Annotated in this window: 17 protein-coding genes; 5 read left to right on the plus strand and 12 right to left on the minus strand. The window is 48.1% G+C overall.

The genetic code is table 11. The features are described 5' to 3' along the window. Positions 1 to 21: 21 nt before the first annotated feature. Positions 22 to 1524, minus strand: coding sequence for an RNA polymerase factor sigma-54 (locus tag BM293_RS01290; protein WP_093446260.1), 1503 nt, complete (start codon positions 1522 to 1524; stop codon positions 22 to 24). 165 nt (positions 1525 to 1689) lie between these two features. On the opposite strand from BM293_RS01290, the gene BM293_RS01295 reads away from it, so the two are divergent. Next, positions 1690 to 2139: a hypothetical protein gene (locus BM293_RS01295; RefSeq protein WP_093446261.1), complete on the plus strand. Its 450-nt coding sequence runs from the start codon at positions 1690 to 1692 to the stop codon at positions 2137 to 2139. A gap of 131 nt (positions 2140 to 2270) precedes the next feature. On the opposite strand, the gene xseB is transcribed toward BM293_RS01295, so the two are convergent. The 3 genes from xseB to dusA are packed head-to-tail and all read right to left on the minus strand — an operon-like array spanning position 2271 to position 5102. Next, positions 2271 to 2489, minus strand: a complete 219-nt coding sequence (xseB, locus tag BM293_RS01300) for an exodeoxyribonuclease VII small subunit (RefSeq protein ID WP_093446263.1) — start codon at positions 2487 to 2489, stop codon at positions 2271 to 2273. After that, the gene (xseA, locus tag BM293_RS01305) at positions 2486 to 4060 is read right to left on the minus strand and encodes an exodeoxyribonuclease VII large subunit (RefSeq protein WP_093446265.1); all 1575 of its coding nucleotides are present in this window, start codon (positions 4058 to 4060) and stop codon (positions 2486 to 2488) included. Before xseA ends, xseB begins: the two co-directional genes overlap by 4 nt. Then, positions 4047 to 5102: a tRNA dihydrouridine(20/20a) synthase DusA gene (gene dusA / locus BM293_RS01310; RefSeq protein ID WP_093446266.1), complete on the minus strand. Its 1056-nt coding sequence runs from the start codon at positions 5100 to 5102 to the stop codon at positions 4047 to 4049. Before dusA ends, xseA begins: the two co-directional genes overlap by 14 nt. 152 nt (positions 5103 to 5254) lie before the next feature. Here dusA and BM293_RS01315 point away from each other — a divergent pair, with 152 nt between their 5' ends. The 4 genes from BM293_RS01315 to BM293_RS01330 all read left to right on the plus strand — a co-directional run bounded on the left by BM293_RS01315 (position 5255) and on the right by BM293_RS01330 (position 8750). Beyond that, on the plus strand, positions 5255 to 5557 hold the full coding sequence (locus tag BM293_RS01315; protein WP_093446268.1) for a (2Fe-2S)-binding protein: 303 nt from the start codon (positions 5255 to 5257) through the stop codon (positions 5555 to 5557). Beyond that, positions 5554 to 6924 carry a ribonuclease J gene (locus BM293_RS01320; protein ID WP_093446269.1) on the plus strand — a complete coding sequence of 457 codons (1371 nt, stop codon included), beginning with the start codon at positions 5554 to 5556 and terminating at the stop codon, positions 6922 to 6924. The genes BM293_RS01315 and BM293_RS01320 overlap by 4 nt, the downstream gene beginning before the upstream one ends. Further along, positions 6924 to 7436, plus strand: coding sequence for a flavodoxin domain-containing protein (locus tag BM293_RS01325; protein ID WP_093446271.1), 513 nt, complete (start codon positions 6924 to 6926; stop codon positions 7434 to 7436). The genes BM293_RS01320 and BM293_RS01325 overlap by 1 nt, the downstream gene beginning before the upstream one ends. Positions 7437 to 7562: 126 nt before the next feature. Beyond that, a complete protein-coding gene (locus BM293_RS01330) occupies positions 7563 to 8750 on the plus strand; it encodes a sensor domain-containing phosphodiesterase (RefSeq protein WP_093446272.1) in 1188 nt (395 codons plus the stop codon). A gap of 5 nt (positions 8751 to 8755) precedes the next feature. Here BM293_RS01330 and BM293_RS01335 read toward each other — a convergent pair whose 3' ends face one another. Genes BM293_RS01335 through BM293_RS01370 form a run of 8 tightly spaced genes read right to left on the minus strand, consistent with a single transcriptional unit; the run spans position 8756 to position 19885 of the window. Continuing rightward, a complete protein-coding gene (locus tag BM293_RS01335; protein ID WP_006460305.1) occupies positions 8756 to 9385 on the minus strand; it encodes a molybdenum cofactor guanylyltransferase in 630 nt (209 codons plus the stop codon). Then, on the minus strand, positions 9382 to 10683 hold the full coding sequence (locus BM293_RS01340) for a molybdopterin molybdotransferase MoeA (protein WP_093446274.1): 1302 nt from the start codon (positions 10681 to 10683) through the stop codon (positions 9382 to 9384). Before BM293_RS01340 ends, BM293_RS01335 begins: the two co-directional genes overlap by 4 nt. Beyond that, the gene (locus BM293_RS01345; protein WP_093446275.1) at positions 10676 to 11671 is read right to left on the minus strand and encodes a glycosyl transferase family protein; all 996 of its coding nucleotides are present in this window, start codon (positions 11669 to 11671) and stop codon (positions 10676 to 10678) included. Before BM293_RS01345 ends, BM293_RS01340 begins: the two co-directional genes overlap by 8 nt. Further along, positions 11664 to 13088, minus strand: a complete 1425-nt coding sequence (gene cysG, locus BM293_RS01350; RefSeq protein ID WP_093446277.1) for a siroheme synthase CysG — start codon at positions 13086 to 13088, stop codon at positions 11664 to 11666. Before cysG ends, BM293_RS01345 begins: the two co-directional genes overlap by 8 nt. A gap of 19 nt (positions 13089 to 13107) precedes the next feature. Continuing rightward, complete coding sequence (locus tag BM293_RS01355; RefSeq protein WP_093446278.1) at positions 13108 to 15801, minus strand: nitrate reductase; 2694 nt, start codon at positions 15799 to 15801, stop codon at positions 13108 to 13110. Beyond that, the gene (nirD, locus tag BM293_RS01360; RefSeq protein ID WP_093446280.1) at positions 15783 to 16118 is read right to left on the minus strand and encodes a nitrite reductase small subunit NirD; all 336 of its coding nucleotides are present in this window, start codon (positions 16116 to 16118) and stop codon (positions 15783 to 15785) included. The genes BM293_RS01355 and nirD overlap by 19 nt, the downstream gene beginning before the upstream one ends. A gap of 9 nt (positions 16119 to 16127) precedes the next feature. Next, positions 16128 to 18659 (minus strand): nitrite reductase large subunit NirB, encoded by a 2532-nt coding sequence (nirB, locus tag BM293_RS01365; protein WP_093446281.1) that lies wholly within the window; start codon positions 18657 to 18659, stop codon positions 16128 to 16130. After that, the gene (locus tag BM293_RS01370; protein ID WP_093446283.1) at positions 18656 to 19885 is read right to left on the minus strand and encodes an NAD(P)/FAD-dependent oxidoreductase; all 1230 of its coding nucleotides are present in this window, start codon (positions 19883 to 19885) and stop codon (positions 18656 to 18658) included. Before BM293_RS01370 ends, nirB begins: the two co-directional genes overlap by 4 nt.

The raw sequence follows: 19885 nt of genomic DNA on the forward strand, positions 1-19885 counted from the left end.
AGGTTGGTGTTTAGATTCATTTTAGCGTAATCCTACGCGTTTTTTTCGTTCGCTGGAAGAGGGGATCCCCATCGCTTCACGATATTTTGCAATCGTTCGTCGCGCAACATTAATGTCTTTTTCACTCAGTAGCGCCATCAGTTTATTATCGCTAATGGGTTTTTTGGGATCTTCTTGCGCAATCAGTTCTTTAAGATGCGCTTTGATGGCAACCGAGGACTGATCTTCATTCCCAAATTGGCTGACACCACTCGAAAAGAAATACTTTAACTCAAACACACCCCGAGGGGTTTGAATATATTTCTGGTTGGTTGCGCGTGAAATAGTGGACTCGTGCAAATCAAGTGCTTCTGCGACCTCACGTAATACTAGAGGTTGCATAGCCTGCTCACCCTCGTCGAAAAATCGTTTCTGTCGCTCTACAATAAAATGGCCTACACGTAACAGCGTTTCACCTCGATGATGCACACTTTTAATCAAATTACGCGCTTCGTTCAGTTGCTCTTTGATTTGTTTGATGGTGTTCTGGTCTTTAATACTGCTACTTAAGTCTATGTAGGCTTGATTAACTTGTAAATTTGGAAAAGCTTGGCTATTGAGTTCAACTAGCCAGCCATGCGCTCGGCGTTTTAACATTAAATCCGGCACAATTAAATCCAGTTCTGTATTAGCAAATTGTCGACCTGGCTTAGGATTTAACGATTGAATTAATTTGAGTAACGGCTCTAACTGATCGTCATGCAAACCGTAACTTTTTTTAATTCGTTTAAAATCGTGGTAAGTCAACCAGTCAAAATGACGCTGAATAAGTTGAACTGCGGTGACGTGAAAAGGGGTCTGCTTTTGTGCTTTAAGTTGTAACAATAAACACTCTGGCAAATCGCGCGCGCCCACGCCAGTGGGTTCAAATTGTTGAATCACCTTTAATACATCTTCTAAATCCAGTATGGACAGGCTAGTATTTTCAATTTGGCGCTGCAGGTTTAGCAGCATTTCACAAAGGGGCGTGCGTAAATAGCCATCTTCATCAATTTCATCAATGATATAGGAGGCGATATAGGCGTCAGACTCGGTTGCCCATTTATAAATATCAGCCTGCCAGGTTAGGTGATGGTGAAGGCTGGTATGCGCTGCGGTGTAGGTTTCAGGTGCGTTAAATTCGTCTGAATCTCGTGATGCATGACCAGTAGATTCATGCGCTAACTGCCTATCTGCATAGATGTCCTCCCACGCATAATCAGTGCTAAATGCTTCCGCATCATTGGAGGTATCCGCTTGTAAATCTAAGTCAGCAGGGTCGTTTTGTTCCGAGGTGGGGGGCTCAGCCTCAAGTGGATCATGTTCAGTGAATTCAATGGGCTCTTCTTCAGCCACTTCAAGCATAAAATTGCTTTCAAGCGTTGTTGCGATTGTTTGTTGAACCTCTAAAGCAGAGTACTGCAAAATCTTAATAGACTGCTGTAACTGTGGCGTTAACTTAAGTTGTTGGCCAATGTTTATTTGTAAACCTGGCATCATGGCCATGTATTCTGTCTCCTAAAGGAACGAGCGACTTACTTAATCAATTATTTTTTGGATTTTGATTATTTTAGCAAGATCCCATTACGATTAGTTAATCTTAAGGCATTTTAATGCAAACCTGCTAATTTTGATTATAATGTGTAGAAAGTAAACAACGAGGAGAACGCAATGACTGCAACGACTAAACAACAAGCTGCAGAGATGATCAACAATTTGCCTGATAATGCGAATTGGGATGATGTTGTTAAAACACTGATTAAACAGCGTAAACTAAGTTTCGGTATGTCAGATGCCGAATTATTGGCTGAAGGTGAGCTATCAGATGCTGAAGTAAGTGCCATCGTTTCACGTTTAGAAACCAGTCGTAACCTACAAGATGACATGCGCAGTACCCAATCTTACAAACCAGGTAACGCAACCACCTTAGGGATGATTGCCGGTGTTATTGCGATAGTTTTTGCATTTGTTATGCCGCCCATTTCATGGTTAGGTGCTGTGCTGGCTGTAGTCGCCGGTGGTGTAGGTTTATCGCGTCGTGAAGAAAAAGCGTGGATTCCATTATTGATGGCGTTTATTTCTGTCTTTGCATACTTTGTGGTGTTAGGCTCAATGGGATAACTAGAAAGCATCAAGAGTTAAAAGTTTATGAGCGGTTATTGATGTCAGCAACCGCTTTTTTTTTAAAACCAACCAATGTTCGCATAATGTATATTATGTTAAATTCAATATTTCTATTGGTACTTGTTAAATTACAGTTTGTCCTCTTGCTCAATTCGCTGACTCAAAGCGGCCTCAACGGCATCTAAGCGTGATTTACATAATTGATAAGCCTTACTCGCCTCATCGACCATCGGCACTAATTGATCAATATCTACTGCATCCGACTGACTCAACTGCTGCGCAATCTCCTGTAAACGTGCATAGTTAGCTTTAAAACTCTGCGATTCGCTATTCGCTTTAATGGTCATGATGACTCCTGATTATTGTGTGTAGTAATAACGCTGACGGTACCATCAGCAAACTCAAGATTAAATTGACCGGCTTGTTTGGCGGCCTGTGCCGACAAAATCGGTGCCCCCTGGTTGGTTTTTGCCAACGCAAAGCCTCGCTTAAGTTGCGTTTGTGGCCCCGCACTTAAAATAAACCCGATCCATTGCTGGCACGCCTGGCGCTGTAAGTTAATTTGCTGTTTAGCACCCTTAGCAACCTGTTGATTAAGCTCAGTAAGGTGTGTTTTTAATGGCTGAATCGGTCGCCAGGCCTGCTGATGGATTTGGGTTATCTGGTAATCCAGCTGAATCCGTGCCGCGTTAATCTGACGCAAACTGGTATGTTGAATTTGCTGATATAACGGACTTAATTGTTGTTGCCAATAACCGAGTTGTTGGGTTTGTTGAAATCGAAGTTGTTGTTTTAATTGCGCTAGATTTGCTTTTGCCTGCTGAAGTTGTAATAAGCTAGTTTGTTGAATCACTTGCCAGGCCTGGTTAGCTTGTTTAGCGGCCTGCACCAGTTGTTGGCTAATCGCTGCAATCACTTTACTGGGCGTATCGAAGCGGCGATTAGCCACTTCATCTAAAATGGTGTTATCACGCTCATGACCTATCCCGGTTAATACCGGCACAGGCGCTTGTGCAATCAAACTGGCGAGCTTGAGGTGATTGAGCGGATTTAGATCCAATTTGGCCCCGCCACCACGAATAATCACCAAAGCATCAAAGGCTTGAACATTATGCCGTGCAATAACGGCTTCAAAAGCAATGGCGAGTTCATCAGCGGCATTATCTCCCTGAAAGCCGCTGTAAAAATACACAAATTCACACAGCTGATGCTTGGCTAGATGATCTGCTTCAGCACGAAAATCCCCCAAACCTGCCGCTTTTGGCGGCGCAATCACCGCCACGCGAAAAAAATCACCAGGCCAAGCAAATTGCTTGTTTTGTTGATAAATGCCCTGCTTGATTAAGGCTTGTCTAATCGCGATCAAGTTGGCTTCGATAGCGCCTAGCGTAAAGCTGGGGTCAATGCCCACAATCACCAGTGAAAAACCAAATCGTTCATGAAAATTTACCTGAACCTGCACCAAAACTTGTTGACCATCCGCTAAGGCACTACCGGTGACCTGCTCAAAGGATGCCAACAAGGATTCAGCTTGCGATGCCCAAATCATCGCGCGACAACTGGCTAGCGTTTGTCCTTGGTCATTATTTTCACTCAACTCCAGATACCAATGCCCTCTTCGCTCGGACAAATTGGCAATTTCTGCTTTGACCCAAAGCGTCTGACTAAAGGCTTGCAGCAATCGTTGCTGCACTTGACGCAACAGCTCACTAAGACTCAGTGCGGATTGCTCACCGGCATCAACAGTTGCATCACCCTGTGCAACAGCTTGCAGATCAGCAGGTAACCAAGCTTGAAAAGGTGTTAAATCAAGCTGATCGGCATCAGGCAAGTACCACTTTTTTTTCAATGGATCCCAGCGCGCGCCCAAGGCTTTCGCTTGTTCTTTTTGGGCAAAAGGTACCTCAAGATACTGCACGACGTGCCTCCTGTTCGGCCATCCGCTGGGTTTCAATGAGCACGCGTTGGTGCGCGTTTTGTAATACTTCAATGCCGGCATCTGGTAAGCAGGCCTGCTCAGACAAGGCGCGGCGCCACAAACGTCCCCCCGGACAACCATGAAACAAGCCCATCATGTGACGAGTAATATGGCTTAAACGCCCACCCGCTTGCAAATGCGCTTCAATATAGGGATAGATGGCCTCTAACACCGCAGCGCGACTAATGGCAGGTATGGGATCAGCATAAAACAGCCCATCAACCTCGGCTAATAAATAGGGGTTTTCATAAATAGCTCGCCCCATCATTACCCCATCCACTGCCGGCAAATCGTCATAGGTCGATAAATGCTGTTTAGCATCAACAAGGGTTTTTAAGCCACCATTAATGCTAATGGCTAAATCAGCAAAATCGGCTTTAATTTGGTGCACCCAAGCATAATTAAGCGGCGGCACATCACGGTTTTCCTTGGGTGATAAACCTTGCAGCCAGGCTTTACGCGCATGAATCACCACGCCATCCACTCCCGCTTGCACCAGGCCTGCTATAAAATCAGCGAGGGTTTGATAGTCTTCTTGTTCATCAATACCAATGCGACATTTTACCGTTACGGGAATCGCTACAGCGGCTTTCATCGCGGCAACGCCCTCGGCAACGAGTTGTGGGTGTGCCATTAAGCAGGCACCAATTAAATTATTTTGCACACGATCACTCGGGCAACCGACATTAAGATTAATTTCATTATAGCCCCAGTCTTCGCCCAGCCTAGCGCACTGCGCCAGTTCATCTGGCTTAGACCCTCCCAGCTGCAACACCACCGGACTATCCGCTGGATCACGGCCAATAAAACGAGGTAGGTTGTTGCCATAAATCATCGCGCCGGTCGTCACCATTTCAGAATAGAGCCAGGCCTGCTGAGTCATTAAACGATGAAAATACCGACAATGTCGGTCAGTCCAATCTAGCATCGGCGCCACTGAAAAACCGCTGGCACTGTTTAAGTATAAAGATGATGAATCCAAAAAACGCTCACATTTTATATGTCTTAAAAATTAGCTTCATTATAAACAACTTAATCGAGCATAAAAGACGACTATTGCGCGTTTTTGTCGCCATTGCCGGCAGGGAGTTCGTATAATAGCGTCAATTTAAACCCGAGTAATTGAGTAGGTTAATGCGACCACACCGTTTTGACAGCATTCAATACGACTTTAGCCAGCTGGCCAACCAACTTACCTTTGACGAATTAACGGCGCAGCTGCCAGAAATTCTGACCCGTGACTTGGACGATAACCTCTGCGTATGCAACAGCATTGCCAAAAAACGTGTCATCCAAGCCATGTACGAAGGCGCCGGTTCCATGGCGCAAATTCGTGAAGCCTGTATGGCCGGTGACGGCACTGGCTGCTGCAAATTACAACTTAAACACCTACTCGATGCGATTCAAAAACTGACAAAAGTACCCCATAACCCATGAACAATAGCACCTCTTTGTTGCAACTGCCGATTCCCAATGCACGCGATTTTTGGTGTTTACCGCTAGGCGGTGTCGGTGAAATTGGTCAAAACATGATGCTTTATGCGCATGACGGCCAGTATTTAATGGTCGATTGCGGCCTGGGTTTTGAGCCCATTCCCGGTTCCACGATGCAGTTTCAGCGCGTCATAGCCAACCCTGCCCCGCTGATGCCGTTTGTGAGCAAACTCAGCGCCATTGTGATTACCCATGGTCATGAAGACCACATTGGCGCTTTGGTACATTTGTGGCCTAAGTTGCGCAAACCTATCTATGCCAGCCCCTTTGCAATGGCACTGATTCGGCGCAAATTTGCTGAAGCCGAGTTGCTTGATAAGGTAGAACTCATTACGGTAATACCACATCAGCAGTATCAAATCGGTTCCTTTGAAGTTAATTGGGTGCAGGTGACGCACTCCATTCCGCAATCGCACAGCCTGGTGATTAGTACCCCGCTGGGCTATGTGCTTCATACTGGCGATTGGAAAATCGATGCCCAACCGCTGGTGGATAAACCCTTTAATTTAGGTGCATTTAAAGATCTAGCCGGTGAGCAATTGTTAGCGGTGGTGGCCGACTCGACCAATGCCATCAAACCCGGCCATACCCCATCAGAAAGTGCCTGTTACCCAGACTTATTAAAACTGGTTCAAAATCAACCAGGACGTGTGGTGGTCAGTTGTTTTAGTAGTAATATCGCACGTTTAATCACCCTCGCCCGCGTGGCCAAAGCCAGTGGTCGCTATTTAGCCTTGGCTGGACGCGCGCTAGAAAATATGGTCGCTACCGCCCGTCAACTCGGTTATTGGCCGAGTGACTATCAACCGATTGCGCTCAAAGATTTAGGCTATTTACCCAAGGATGAGGTGTTGCTGGTGACCACGGGATCGCAAGGTGAGCCTAATGCGGGTTTATGGCGATTAGCCAAACAGCAACATCGTTTTTTAGAGTTAGACCCAGGCGACACGGTTATCTTTAGCGCGATACGCATTCCGGATAATCTCACCCGAATTCGTCAGTTGGAGCGGGCATTGATTCGTTTACAACTGACCGTGATTCATGCCGAAGATCATCCTGAGCTGCACCTGCATGTGTCGGGCCATCCACGCCAAGGCGATATCATTACGCTTTACGAAGCGCTACAACCGCCGCTATTAATTCCAGTACACGGTGAGCCAGCGCATTTAGCTGCTCATAGCGACTTAGCGACCAATATGGGCATCAAGGTCTTGTCCGGTGAAAACGGGGATCTGTTTCGCTTCAAGCCTTTTGTCAGTTTAGAAAAACACAAGGTCAACACTGGTGTGCTTATTTTGGATGATGATTAATGTTTAATTGGCTAAAAGCCCCTTTTCAGTCAACCACGCCGGTTTTAACACCGACTTTAGCAGGCCTGCAACAAGCGGATTGGCTCATCCTCTATGCTTCGCAATCGGGTAAAGCCAAACGCCTCGCCCATCAAACGGCCGAACAGCTCGCGCCCGCCCAAAAGAAGGTACTAAATTTAGGCGAGTTAAAACCAACTGATTTAGTATTTTTTGAACGGGTGCTATTTGTGGTCGCCACCTTTGGCGATGGTCGTGCCCCTGATGCCGCCTTATCCTTTGCCAAAAAAATGCCCAAAACAAAAGTTGATTTAACCCAGCTAAACTTTGGCTTGTTAGGTCTGGGCAATCGTCAATATGACGTATTTTGTGCATTCGGCAAATCGCTGAATCAATGGCTTTTAGACCATCATGCCCAACCCTTGTTTGATGCGGTTTGGGTCGATCAAATGGATCAAGATGCAATTCAAAACTGGTTCAAAAGCATTCAAAATGGTGCAGCATTACAAAATTAAGCTATATTAACTTAAGATTACCAGATAAAACTACACAAAATGACACCTAATTATTTGATATTAATCATTTTTGTATTTATTGGTATTTTAAACGCTAAGAGTAATAAAAACTTAATTGTATAGAAAATGTTTAAAATTAACTCTCATTACCAACCCATAGTCAGCCTTGCCCATCGCAGGGTCGTGGGATTTGAAGCCTTACTCAGGGCGCAAAGCGACCATGGCGAAGCCTGTTCTCCCCTAATGGCCTTTGAGGAAGCAAGTAAATCCAACAGCATCGCCAGATTTGATCGTCACTGCTTAATTAATCATGTCACTGAGTTTAAAAAGCTCAACACACTTGATCAATGGTTATTTGTAAACTTGAATAGCGTCTCAATTAACCCCAAAAACATGCGTTCTAGGGTCGTTATTAATCAGCTACAAAAACTAAATATCCAGCCACATAATATTGTACTTGAAATACTTGAAGATGCGGCCAAGGACACTGCGCAACTCAAAGCATTTGTTAATTATTATCGCTCTTATGGTTTTTTAATTGCGATTGATGATTTTGGCACGGGCCACTCGAATTTTGATCGTATCTGGGAGCTCAAACCAAACATTGTTAAGCTTGACCGCTCGATGCTTGCCAATGCAAGAAAAGACCATGCCCGATTACGCTGGCTAGGGCGCTGTGTTGATCTACTGCGCGAAACAGGGGCACTCATTACAATTGAAGGTGTTGAAACCCAAGATGATGCTTTAATTGCACTAGACGCAGATGTCGATTTGGCACAAGGTTATTATTTTGCTAAACCTAACCCAACGGGAGCTTATGATTCCTCATGGTTGCTTAATGAGTTACATATGTTGCACAACCGGAGTCTATATGATCAAACCGAACGCAACCGCGGACAAACTCAAAAAAAGCTCGTTCTAAAAAATATGCTTATTGAGGCCTCAAAAGCCATCGCACAAGGTATTGATTTTAAACAAGCGACCCATGAGTTGCTGCAACATCATGCTGTTGAAAGAATCTATTTGCTAAATAGTGATGGTGTTCAAATTGTAGAAAGCTTAATACCTGATCACCTAGCAAGTATGGTGAAAGCTTATGCGCCCCTAAGTCGCAGCGATGGTGCATTATGGGCACGACGCGCTTATTTTCGTAATGCGATGGAACATCCTGACCAGGTGCAAATATCTACTGCTTACATAGGTCTTCCTAATGCCAGTCTTAACATTACCTTTTCAAAGGTGTTAACGCGGATTTTTTCAGCCGAAAAAAATGTGTTATGCGTAGATGTGTCTGCGAGCTTTTTAAACTCATAAAAATATTACTTCGCACCTTGTTGATAATTAAACCAATCTTGAGGTGTATTAAGATTGAAAACACCTTGCTGAAAATGAATACTTTCAGCAAGGTGACTCGGATAATGTCTTTTAACATCTTCACACCATTCTCCTACGGAGCGTTGACCCGACTTTAGATAGTCTATTAAGTGACTTTTTAAGCAGGTATCCACACCTATATGCAGGGGCTCACGGTGACTGTTTTGATAAGATTCTACTAGCCAGTTATTAGGGTCATTAAATTTGTTAGCAAACTCGTTAAAGTACCAGTTAGGAAGCCTGGGGGCATCAACAGGCCAGGTGAGCCACTTTTCAGCCAATTCTGTCTGCATAGCTGCCAGTATTCCTACTAAAGGACCTTGATATGGCCTAGTTGAATCACCCATAGGCACTGATTCATCTGTTACAACCAAGCAACCTAATGCTTGGTAATCTGCTAAATTTCGGTTTGCACTAATAACAATTGGCCCTGCAAAACTTTGGCGCCACTGGCTGAGCAAATGAGTAATGATCGGTTGATCATTTAAGTTCAACCAACCCTTATCCTGTCCACCCATACGCTGACCTCGACCGCCGGCTAAAATAACCACCCCGAGCGGCGCTGGTTTTTTCATCGCAAACCTAAACCACGAAAAGAGAGATACTTTACCTCACTGCCTATCTTAAAGGTACGACGAGGTGGAATCTGCACCCAGCCATCTGCTAGATTAAAACTCGCTAAATGGCTTGCGCCTTGCTTTGCCAAAGGCACTACACCCACTGTTGTTTCTTGTACTAGCAGCCACTGCATTTTATTGTGCGGCACCGTCCAGTCAAAATAAGCCGCTTGCTTTTGAAAGGCTAAACGCCTTGCAGACACATGTGTATTCATCAGGTTATGAATTACCTGGCGAGCGACTAAGACCGTCGAAGCCATTGCGGCAACTGGATTGCCCGGCAAGGCAATTAACCAGGCCTGGTGATCTTTATTAACCTGTTTAAGCGCTAAACTAAACGGCTTAGCCGGTTTCATATTAATCTGCCACGCATAGGCTGCCGTCCAATCGACTAGCGCAGGTCGAATCCAATCTCGCTTACCTACTGACGCCCCACCACTGGTAATAATCAGATCATAGACTTGGGCTTCTGCCTTTAAAAAATCGGCCAATTGCGTCGGCTTATCCGGCAAACAGGCCTGGTCACTTTGAATCCCCCATTCAGTGTGCAGCCAAGCCGCCAAGGTAATCGCGTTTACATCATACTGTTGCCCTTGCTGGCATGCTTCGCCAAGCGGTACCAGTTCATTACCATTGGACAAAATTAACACCTTGAGCGATTTTACAACCCTAACTGCACTCACACCGGCTGATGCCAGCAGCCCAAGTGTTCTCGCGTTTAGTACTTGGCCTTTTGGGGCTAATAATTGACCAAATTTTAAATCACTACCGACTGATTTAACGTTCCAATTTTCCGGCCAATCTGCCAGTAAAAGTTTTTTATTGGCATCAAATTTTGCCTGCTCAATCGGCACCACCGCATTCGCGCCTAAGGGCATTAATGCGCCCGTCGCAATCGGCATGGCACAGCCTTCTGCCAAGTGTTGTAATCGATCACCCGCCCAGCAAGCCCCCACCACTTTAAGGCTGTTAAATTCTTTCGCCAATTGCGTATTGATCGCAAAACCATCCATCGCACTGGTCGCGTGTGCAGGTAATGCGTAATTGGCAAAGTAATCCTGTGCGAGGATACGTTTATTGGCGGCATGAAGGGAAATTATTTCGGTTGCTAGTTTAGGTTGCACTAGCTGATCAATTTGCGCAATCAGGGCATCATAGTCTATCGATTCAAAGCCGGAGGGCTGAGCATCTTTTTTAGTTACAGCCATGCTAGGCTGACTGGCTTTAAGGGTTTGTGTTTGGGCTAGACTAGACATCGCGTTGCTCCCAGGCCTGCTTTACGCGTGCCACCGCTGTTGCATAATTCTCAGACGCCAGCCCCATTAACGCCACCGCAGCGGTCGCCATTACAGCCGCTTCGCCATAAATATCTTGTTTTTTGCCTTGCCATAAAGCCACTAAACCGGCTAGATCCCAGTGTTCTGGGCGTTGTTGGCGTTCAATCAGTGCTGTCATTTTCTGCTCTGTTTGTGTGCTATCCTGCCAAGCGTACACCGTGCTAAGGGCATCAGGGCGCATTTCTGCTTCACCGCCCTCGCCTTTAAAGACTAAGTTTGTTTTGTAACCCAAGGCTTGTGCCGTTTGCAAATGCAACTGCTCCACGCCCTTGTGAAAAATGCCTTGTACCGACACCGGTGCGTTCAAAGGGTTTAACAACTTCACCGCGGTGTTAAACACGGTGCGTACCCCGATTTCTTCTTTTAAGTGCAAAATCTCGCGCAAAGGTTCAGCAAACTGGGTGAGGGGTAAGTAAACCAATTGAGGGGTGCCCAGCATCTCACGCGCTTGTTCAAGCGAACTTGCAATCGGTATGGCTAACTCGCTCAAAAACGCTTGTGCATATTGACGCTGGGCAAACTGCCCTTGGTCGCCATGCAACAAAATACCGAACCCCATTTGCGCCAACAATTTTAAACTCAACAAATAATAAGGCGGATAGCGCCATTTACCGGCATAAGCCGCCCAATCCAAATGCAAGCCTACTGGGCAGGCCGTGTCGCTAGAGCAGTCCTGCTGCTCCAAGCCAAAATGTTGTCTTGCGCCCTTCACAAATCCAATTAATTCATCCGGCGTTTCGCCGTTAGCCCGCACTAATAGCAAAAACGCGCCGAGTTGTTTCTCCGTCACCTCGCCCGCCAAAATCATCGCCAAGGCCTGCTCCGCCTCGGCTTGCGTCAGCGGACGGCGGGTTTTGGGTCCTTTACCGAGGATGCGTAAGAATTCGGCAAACGGATGGTCAGCCATAACGCACCTCTGCAATAGATTCGGATGCGGTGACAGCACTCGCCGCTAAATCGATACACACACTCGGCTCAACACACTGCACCACCTTGCCAATCATCATTAACGCCGGTGCTTGAATCTGCGCCTGCGCCACCTGTTCGGTCGCTTGCGCTAAATCCGTCACCAACACGCGTTGATTCGCACGCGTGCCGTTTTCAATCACCGCCATCGGGGTGGCTGGGTTCATGCCATGCTCTATCAATTGGCGGGTAATGATGTCGACATTACTCAACCCCATATAAATGACCAGGGTTTGATTGGGATCCACCAAACAATCCCAATCCAAGTCCACAATGCCTTGACGTGTATGGCCGGTCACCAGCTTGACCGATTGCGCATAATCGCGATGGGTTAATGGAATACCGGTAGAGGCGGCAATACCCGATGCGGATGAAATGCCTGGTACCACGGTACAGGCCACGCCATGCTCTCTAAGTAACGCCTGCTCCTCGGCACCGCGTCCAAAAATATACGGGTCGCCGCCCTTTAAGCGAATTACCTTTTTGCCCTGCTTCGCCAAATCCACCAACAATTGATTAATCTGTTCTTGCGGCAGGGTATGGTTCGACATGGATTTGCCAACATAAATCCGTTCCGCTTCGCGGCGCGTCAGGTTGATAATCTCCTCCGATACCAATCGGTCATACACAATCACATCCGCCGTTTGCAAAATCCGCAAGGCTTTAATCGTCAGTAAATCCGGGTCACCTGGCCCTGCACCGACTAAAAAAACCTCCCCGGTTGGTGTTTGATGGCCTGCAAACGCCTTGGCACAAATCTGTCTGGCCTCATCCCAACGACCTTCTAACGCGGTTTGATAAAAGGCACTGTTGAGCAGGTTTTGCCAAAAATGTTTGCGCTCGTCTTCTTCGATCAGCGGATTGTATTGTTGGCGCAATTGGCGTAACAATAACGCCACTTCCCCTAAACCGGTAGGTAAGGCTTGCTCTAGCTGCACCCGCAAATGGCGGGCAAAAGTCGGCGAACGTCCGCCGGTAGACACCGCCACGGTGATCGGACCGCGTTGCAAAATACTCGGTAAAATGTAATCACACAACTCGGTTTGATCGGCGATATTCACCGCAATGCCCATCTCCGTGGCGGCTTGATGCACCGCTTCATTAACAGCTTGATCATCGGTGGCAGCCAATACCAATTTGGCTCCGGTAATCAAACTGGGTTCAAATGCCGTCGGTTGCCAACTGACCAGGCCTGCTTGGTGCATTCGGGCCATTTCACCTTTTAATTCGGGTGAAATAATTTCCACTTTGGCCCCCGCTTGAATAAACAAATCCGATTTGCGGGCGGCAATCGTACCACCACCAATCACACAGACGCGTTCACCCTTGAGTCGCATAAAAATCGGTAAATAATCCATCTCAGCCTCCTTAGGCCATCTACAGGGCAAGCAACGCCTTTAATTCGGGGATACACGAACCGCAATTGGTACCGGCACAGGTTTTCTCACCAAGTTTCTGCACCGTATCGCAACCCTGCGCCATCGCGACACGCAAGGTTTTATCCCCCACTTGAAAGCAACTGCAAATAATCGCTCCGACATCTTCTTGCTCAATCGCCATGCCACTGAGCAGACTGTAGCGTTCGTTTTGACTAAGACTGAGCTGGTCAAACAACCCAGATACCCAATCATAGGGCGCTTGCAAATCAACACTGGGCGCTACAAACAGCACCGCTTTTAAACCCCCTTGCGCATCCAGCCAAGCGAAACGCGCGGTGCCTAATGCGCTGTCTTCTAAACGCAAATCGGGGTCACCCAGTTGTGGATTCGCTGATTGCCAATGTGCTAAATCAAAGGCTTTCTTATCCGCCAAATGCCAAAACATGGCGTTTGCTTTTGGCACTTTCACCCAATAACCTAGGGCATCATCAGGTTGCCAAGCAGTGTCTTTAGTCCAAAAACCGGCACGATAAGCCGCTGACCAGGCCTGAATAGTGACCACCGCGTGTTTGCTTTCCGGCTGACCGGACAATGGATCGGTGTGCGACGGAATTAAACTGTCAACCCGCCCGTGTTTGGCATAGACGCCGGTCCAATGAATCGGTGCAAACACCTGCCCTGTAACCAGGCCTGCATCCAGCTCAACCGGCATCACCACCTGCGCCAATCGCGATCCAACGCGCGCCAAATCGCCTTGCGCCAAACCCAAGTTTTTGGCATCGTCAGGATGCAGGCTTAAACGCGGCTCATCGCGATGCTGCAATAAACGAGGGGTTTTAGCAGTGCGCGTCATGCTGTGCCATTGATCGCGATAACGTCCGGTATTTAAAACAAACGGATAGAGCGGCGAAGGCGTTTCTTTGGGCGATTGCGGGGTAATCGGAATCAATTTGGCGCGGCGGTTAGCGGTAAAAAACTGACCGTCTGCAAACAGTCTGGCTTGACCCTGTGGTTGCTTGGCGGTAATCGGCCAAGGTGTCGGGGCAAACTGCTGATAGTCCTGTTCACTGAGCGATAACAAACCCGATAAATCAAAGTCACGCCGACTGATCACGCCATCATTCTCAAACGCCGATAACGCCACGTGTTCCATAAAAATCTGATAAGGCGTTTGATAATTAAACGCCTCGGTAAAGCCCATTTTTTGTGCCACTTGGCAGATCCACCACCAATCGGCTTGCGCCAGGCCTGGTGCCGAACGAAACGCGCGCTGACGCGAAATATGCCGATCCGAATTGGTCACCGTGCCGTCTTTTTCACCCCAAGACGCCGCCGGCAACAGAATATCGGCACAACGAGTGGTATCCGTGTCAGCCATATTGTCCGATACAATCACCAGCTCACAAGCTTGCAAGGCGTCGCGTACAAAATCCGCATCCGGCATCGACACCACCGGGTTGGTGTGCATAATCCAAATCGCCTTAATCTCACCACGATGCACCGCCTCAAATAGTTCGACCGCTTTCAAACCGTTTTGCTGCGCCATCTTCGGCGCCCGCCAGAATCGGGCAACCCGATCAATCGATTCGGGTTGATTAAAATCCATGTGCGCTGCTAACTGATTCGCCAAACCACCGACTTCGCGTCCGCCCATTGCATTCGGTTGCCCGGTAATCGAAAAGGGCCCCGCCCCAACCTTACCAATGCGGCCGGTGGCAAGATGGACATTGATAATCGCATTCGACTTATCGACACCCGAGGTGGATTGATTGACGCCTTGCGAGTAAAAACTCACCGTGCGAAGTGTATTGGCAAACCAATCAAAAAACTGGGTTAGATCGGCTTCATCCACGCCACAGGCCTGCGCCAACTGCGTTAAATCATGACCGGCGGTTTGCTCGGCCTGATCCAACGCCAGCACCAACCCTTCGGTATGCTCGATAATAAATTCAGTATCTAGATGATTATGCTTGGCAAGATAGGCCAGTAACCCATTGAATAACAGGGCATCGGTACCTGGCTTGATCGCCAAATGCAAATCGGCCAAGTCGCAGGTGGCGGTGCGTCTTGGGTCAATCACCACCACTTTTTTATGCGGCTGCTCGCGTTTGGCTTGCGCCATGCGTTGATACAAAATCGGATGCGCCCAAGCGGCATTCGAGCCGACCAACACCAACAAATCGGCTTGCTCTAAATCCTCATAACTGCACGGCACCGCATCGGCACCGAAGGCGCGCTTATACCCGACGACCGCAGAGGCCATGCACAAACGTGAATTGGTATCAATATTTGCGGTGCCAATAAAGCCCTTAATCAATTTATTGGCCACGTAATAGTCTTCAGTTAACAACTGCCCTGATACATAAAAAGCCACCGCATCCGGACCATACTGTTGAATCACTCGGCTTAAACCCTCTGCCACCGCTTGGCAGGCCTGCTCAACCGATACGGTCTGACCTTTAATTTTCGGTTCAAGCAGTCGCCCCGTTAAATCCAGCGTTTCGCCTAACGCACTGCCTTTCACACACAACTTGCCAAAATTAGCCGGATGGCTGGCATCCCCGATCGCCTGCCAGCTTTCACCCTCAGACTTAGGTTGCATCAGCACGCCACAACCGACCCCGCAATAGGGGCAGGTGGTTTTCACCGGCGCCGATTCAGCAGGCCTGCTGGCTAAGGCTGCGCGACCCATACCGCCTCCTCACCTGCTGCACCTCGCACTTCAACGGCAAACACCGCCAACTTAACCTCTGGATTTTCTACACACTGACCCGTCACCAAATCGTAATGTTCTTTGTAAAGCGGTGAGGCCACCACCAACTGGCCTTTGATACTGCCAACAATGCCGCGCGACATCACACTGGCTTGCCCAATCGGATCAAAGTTATCCAGAGCATAGACTTGTCCCTTGACATAAAACAGCGCAATCGGTGTGTTGCCCAACAAGGCCGGAATACCTGCGTTATCAATTAAATCAGAAACTTGGCATACTTTTTTAAACTCAGCCATAACCTTCTCCTACACCACGTCCAATTCAATCGATTCCAACCGTTCTTGTGCGGTCGCCGGGCGCAGTTGCCCGCGTTCGCGCACATAGACCTGATTTGGATCACGCAGATCGGCATTAACAAAGTTATAGAACAACTTGGTTTTTTCTGGATCGTCCACCGCGCGTTTCCAATCACAGGCGTAACTGTCCACTAAGGCTTGCATTTGTTGCTCTAACTGTTCGGCGATGCCTAATGAGTCTTCAATCACCACTTGACGGACATACTCCAAACCCCCTTCCAAGTTTTCCAACCAGGTCGAGGTGCGGTGCAAACGATCGGCGGTTTGGATATAAAACATAATAAAACGGTCGATGTACTTGAACAGGGTCTCGCGGTCTAAACCCACCGCGAATAAATCGGCATGGCGCGGCTTCATGCCGCCATTGCCACAAACAAACAGATTCCAGCCGTTTTCCGTGGCAATCACGCCAACGTCTTTCGCTTGCGCTTCAGCACATTCACGGGTACAACCGGACACGCCCATTTTCATTTTGTGCGGCGAGCGCACGCCTTTATAACGATTTTCCAAATCAATCGCTAACTGCACCGAATCATCAATGCCATAACGACACCAGGTTGAGCCGACACAGGACTTCACCGTGCGCAAGGCTTTAGCATAGGCTTGGCCGGATTCAAATCCACCGTCAATCAAGCGCGACCAGATGGTCGGTAGATCGCTTAACTGGGCACCAAACAACACAATCCGCTGACCGCCATTGATTTTGGTATAGAGTTGATAGTCTTTCGCCACCTCACCCAATAAAATCAATTTGTCCGGCGTAATCTCGCCACCCGGTACGCGCGGAATCACCGAATAGGTGCCGTCCTTTTGCATATTGCCCAGATAACGGTCATTGGTGTCTTGCAGCGGGATGTTCTTTTTGTCAAACGCATAGGCATTCCACACCGAACCTAAAATGGACGCCACTGCCGGTTTACAAATATCACAGCCATCGCCTTCACCATGCGCTGCCAGTAATTCATCAAAGGTTTGATAACCATTCACCCGCACCAGGTGATACAGCTCTTGGCGGGTATAGGGGAAATGCTCACAAATTGCTTTCGAGACCGCCACACCGCGTTTTTCCAGTTCAAAATTCATCACACTGGTGACCAATTGGGTACAGCCACCGCAACCGGTGCAGGCCTGGGTGCAGGCTTTAATATCCGCCAAACAAGTCGCGCCCTCATCTAAGGCGCTAATCAGATCCTGCTTGGATACGTCGTAACAAGAGCAAAGCTGGGCAGTTAGCGGCAAAGCATCCGGGCCAAAGCCGACTTTTTCACCAGAAAACGACGGCAAAATCAATTGTTCAGGGTGCTCGGGTAACGCCATGTCATTCAATTTCAATTGCAACAAGTTGCCGTAGTCTTCGGTATCGCCAACCAACACCGCACCGAGCAATTTTTTGCCGTCTGCCGACACCACCAGTTTTTTGTAAATTTCTTTGGGACCGTTTTCATAAATATAGGACTTGGCGTCTTCATCTGTGCCATGCGGATCGCCAATCGAGGCGACATCCACCCCCATCAGTTTTAATTTGGTGGACATATCCGCGCCGACAAATTGCGCTGGCTTGTGATTCAACTGATCGACTACCGCTTGCGCCATCGCATAACCCGGTGCGACCAAACCGTAAATCATGCCATCGTGTAACGCGCATTCGCCAATCGCATAGATATGCGGATCGGACGTTAAACATTGATCATTAATTACAATCCCGCCGCGCGGTCCTTTCACCAGGCCTGCTAGATCAGCTAATTCATCTCTTGGACGAATGCCGGCTGAAAACAGCACAAAATCGGTTTCCAGCGATTCGCCATCGGCAAACACCAAGCGATGACGTGACTGCTCACCGTCTTCAATTACCTTGGTGGCTTTCGAGGTATGCACGCCCACACCGAGTTGTTGGATTTTGCGCTTGAGTACCGCTGCACCGCCTTCATCCAATTGCACCGGCATTAATCTTGGTGCAAATTCGACCACATGGCTTTCTAAACCCAAGTCCACCAAGGCTTTCGCCGCTTCCAAGCCCAATAAACCACCGCCAATCACCACGCCGATTTTTGAGGTTTGTGCGGCATCTTTCATCGCCTCCAAATCTTCAATGGTGCGATACACCAAACAGGCTTCGCGGTCATTCCCTGGAATCGGCGGCACAAATGGATACGAACCGGTGGCTAATACCAATAGGTCGTAATCCATAACCAGGCCTGCTTGTGTGGTCACGGTTTTAGCGTGTTTATCAATCGCCACGACTTTTTGATTTAAGCGAATATCTATGCCATGCTCGGCATAAAACCCAACCGGCACCAGCGACAAGTCTTCAGCGGTTTTACCCGAAAAATAGGACGATAAATGCACACGGTCATAGGCCACCCGTGATTCCTCACCAAACACGGTAATGTCAAAGTCGTGAAACCCGCTCGATTTCACCAAGCGTTCCAAAAATGCATGACCGACCATGCCGTTGCCCACGACGATTAATTTTATTTTCATGCTGCAGCCCTCTCGTAATATGCCTCGCCAAACAGCAACGCACTGCGTTGACTGTTATCAATTTTTATTTGTTGTTGATGCAGTTCAAACAACCAATTGGCGTCTTGGGTATTGCCCAACAAAATCGCCGACTGAATCACGCCATCCACCAGCACCACCTTGCGATACAGCCCTAAACTCGGATCTTGTAAGACCAATTGATCACCCAGTTGATTCGGATCACCAAACGAAAACACCTCGATACCGGACACTTTTAATCGCGTCGCACTCAATTGGTGTTCAAACGGACGCGTCGGCAGCTGCATTAAAGTCGCTGCCAAAATCGTCGCTTGGCGATAGATCGGTGCAACCAAGCCAAAGGTTTGCTGCTCAAACTCACAACACTCCCCTAGCGCATAAATCGCCGGTTGTGAAGTTTCTAAAGCGTTATTAACCACAATCCCTCTATTCACCAGCAGGCCTGCTTGTTTGGCTAATTCACTATTCGGTTGAATCCCCACCGCCGTAATCAAGGCTTTTACTTCAAACGCTTCACCTTGATTTAAGCGAACGGCTTCGATTTGATGCGTGCCTTGAATCTCTGCAAGCTGGCGTTGCAATACAAACTCGATGCCCTGCTGCTCCATGGCTTTTTGCAACAATCTGCCTGCCATCGCATCAAGTTGTTGACTCAAAATACGGTCAGAACGATGCACCACCATCACCCGATGGCCTTTGCCAGCCAAACCGTAGGCGGCTTCTAAACCCAGCAGGCCTGCACCCAACACCATCACCGGACGCGCATCCTGTACAGCCAAATCATTCAGTTGCGCCACATCCTGCAAATCACGAAAACAATGCACCCCAGCCAAATCAGCACCGGGCAGTGCAATCCGGCTGGCATTGGAGCCGGTAGCCAACACCAAGCGGTCGTAGCAAAACACCTCGCCTGTTTCCGTGGTAAACCTTTGCTGAGTCGTATCAATCGCGGTGACTTTCACCCCCAAATGCAAGTCAATACCCTGTTGCGCAAACCACTCCGGCGTATGGCTGGTGACACTGGCAAGGGTTTGTTCACCAGTCAACAAGTAGGACAACATAATGCGGTTATAACCGGCTGGTGCTTCCGCGCTAAACACCGCAATGTCATACTGCTCAGTGGCACGGTGTTTAACCAACTCGTCCAATAGCCGCATACTGGCCATACCAAGACCGATAATGCAGAGTTTGGGTTTAGCGCTACTCAT

This window comes from Thiomicrospira sp. ALE5, assembly GCF_900112445.1.
Taxonomy (GTDB): Bacteria; Pseudomonadota; Gammaproteobacteria; order Thiomicrospirales; family Thiomicrospiraceae; genus Thiomicrospira.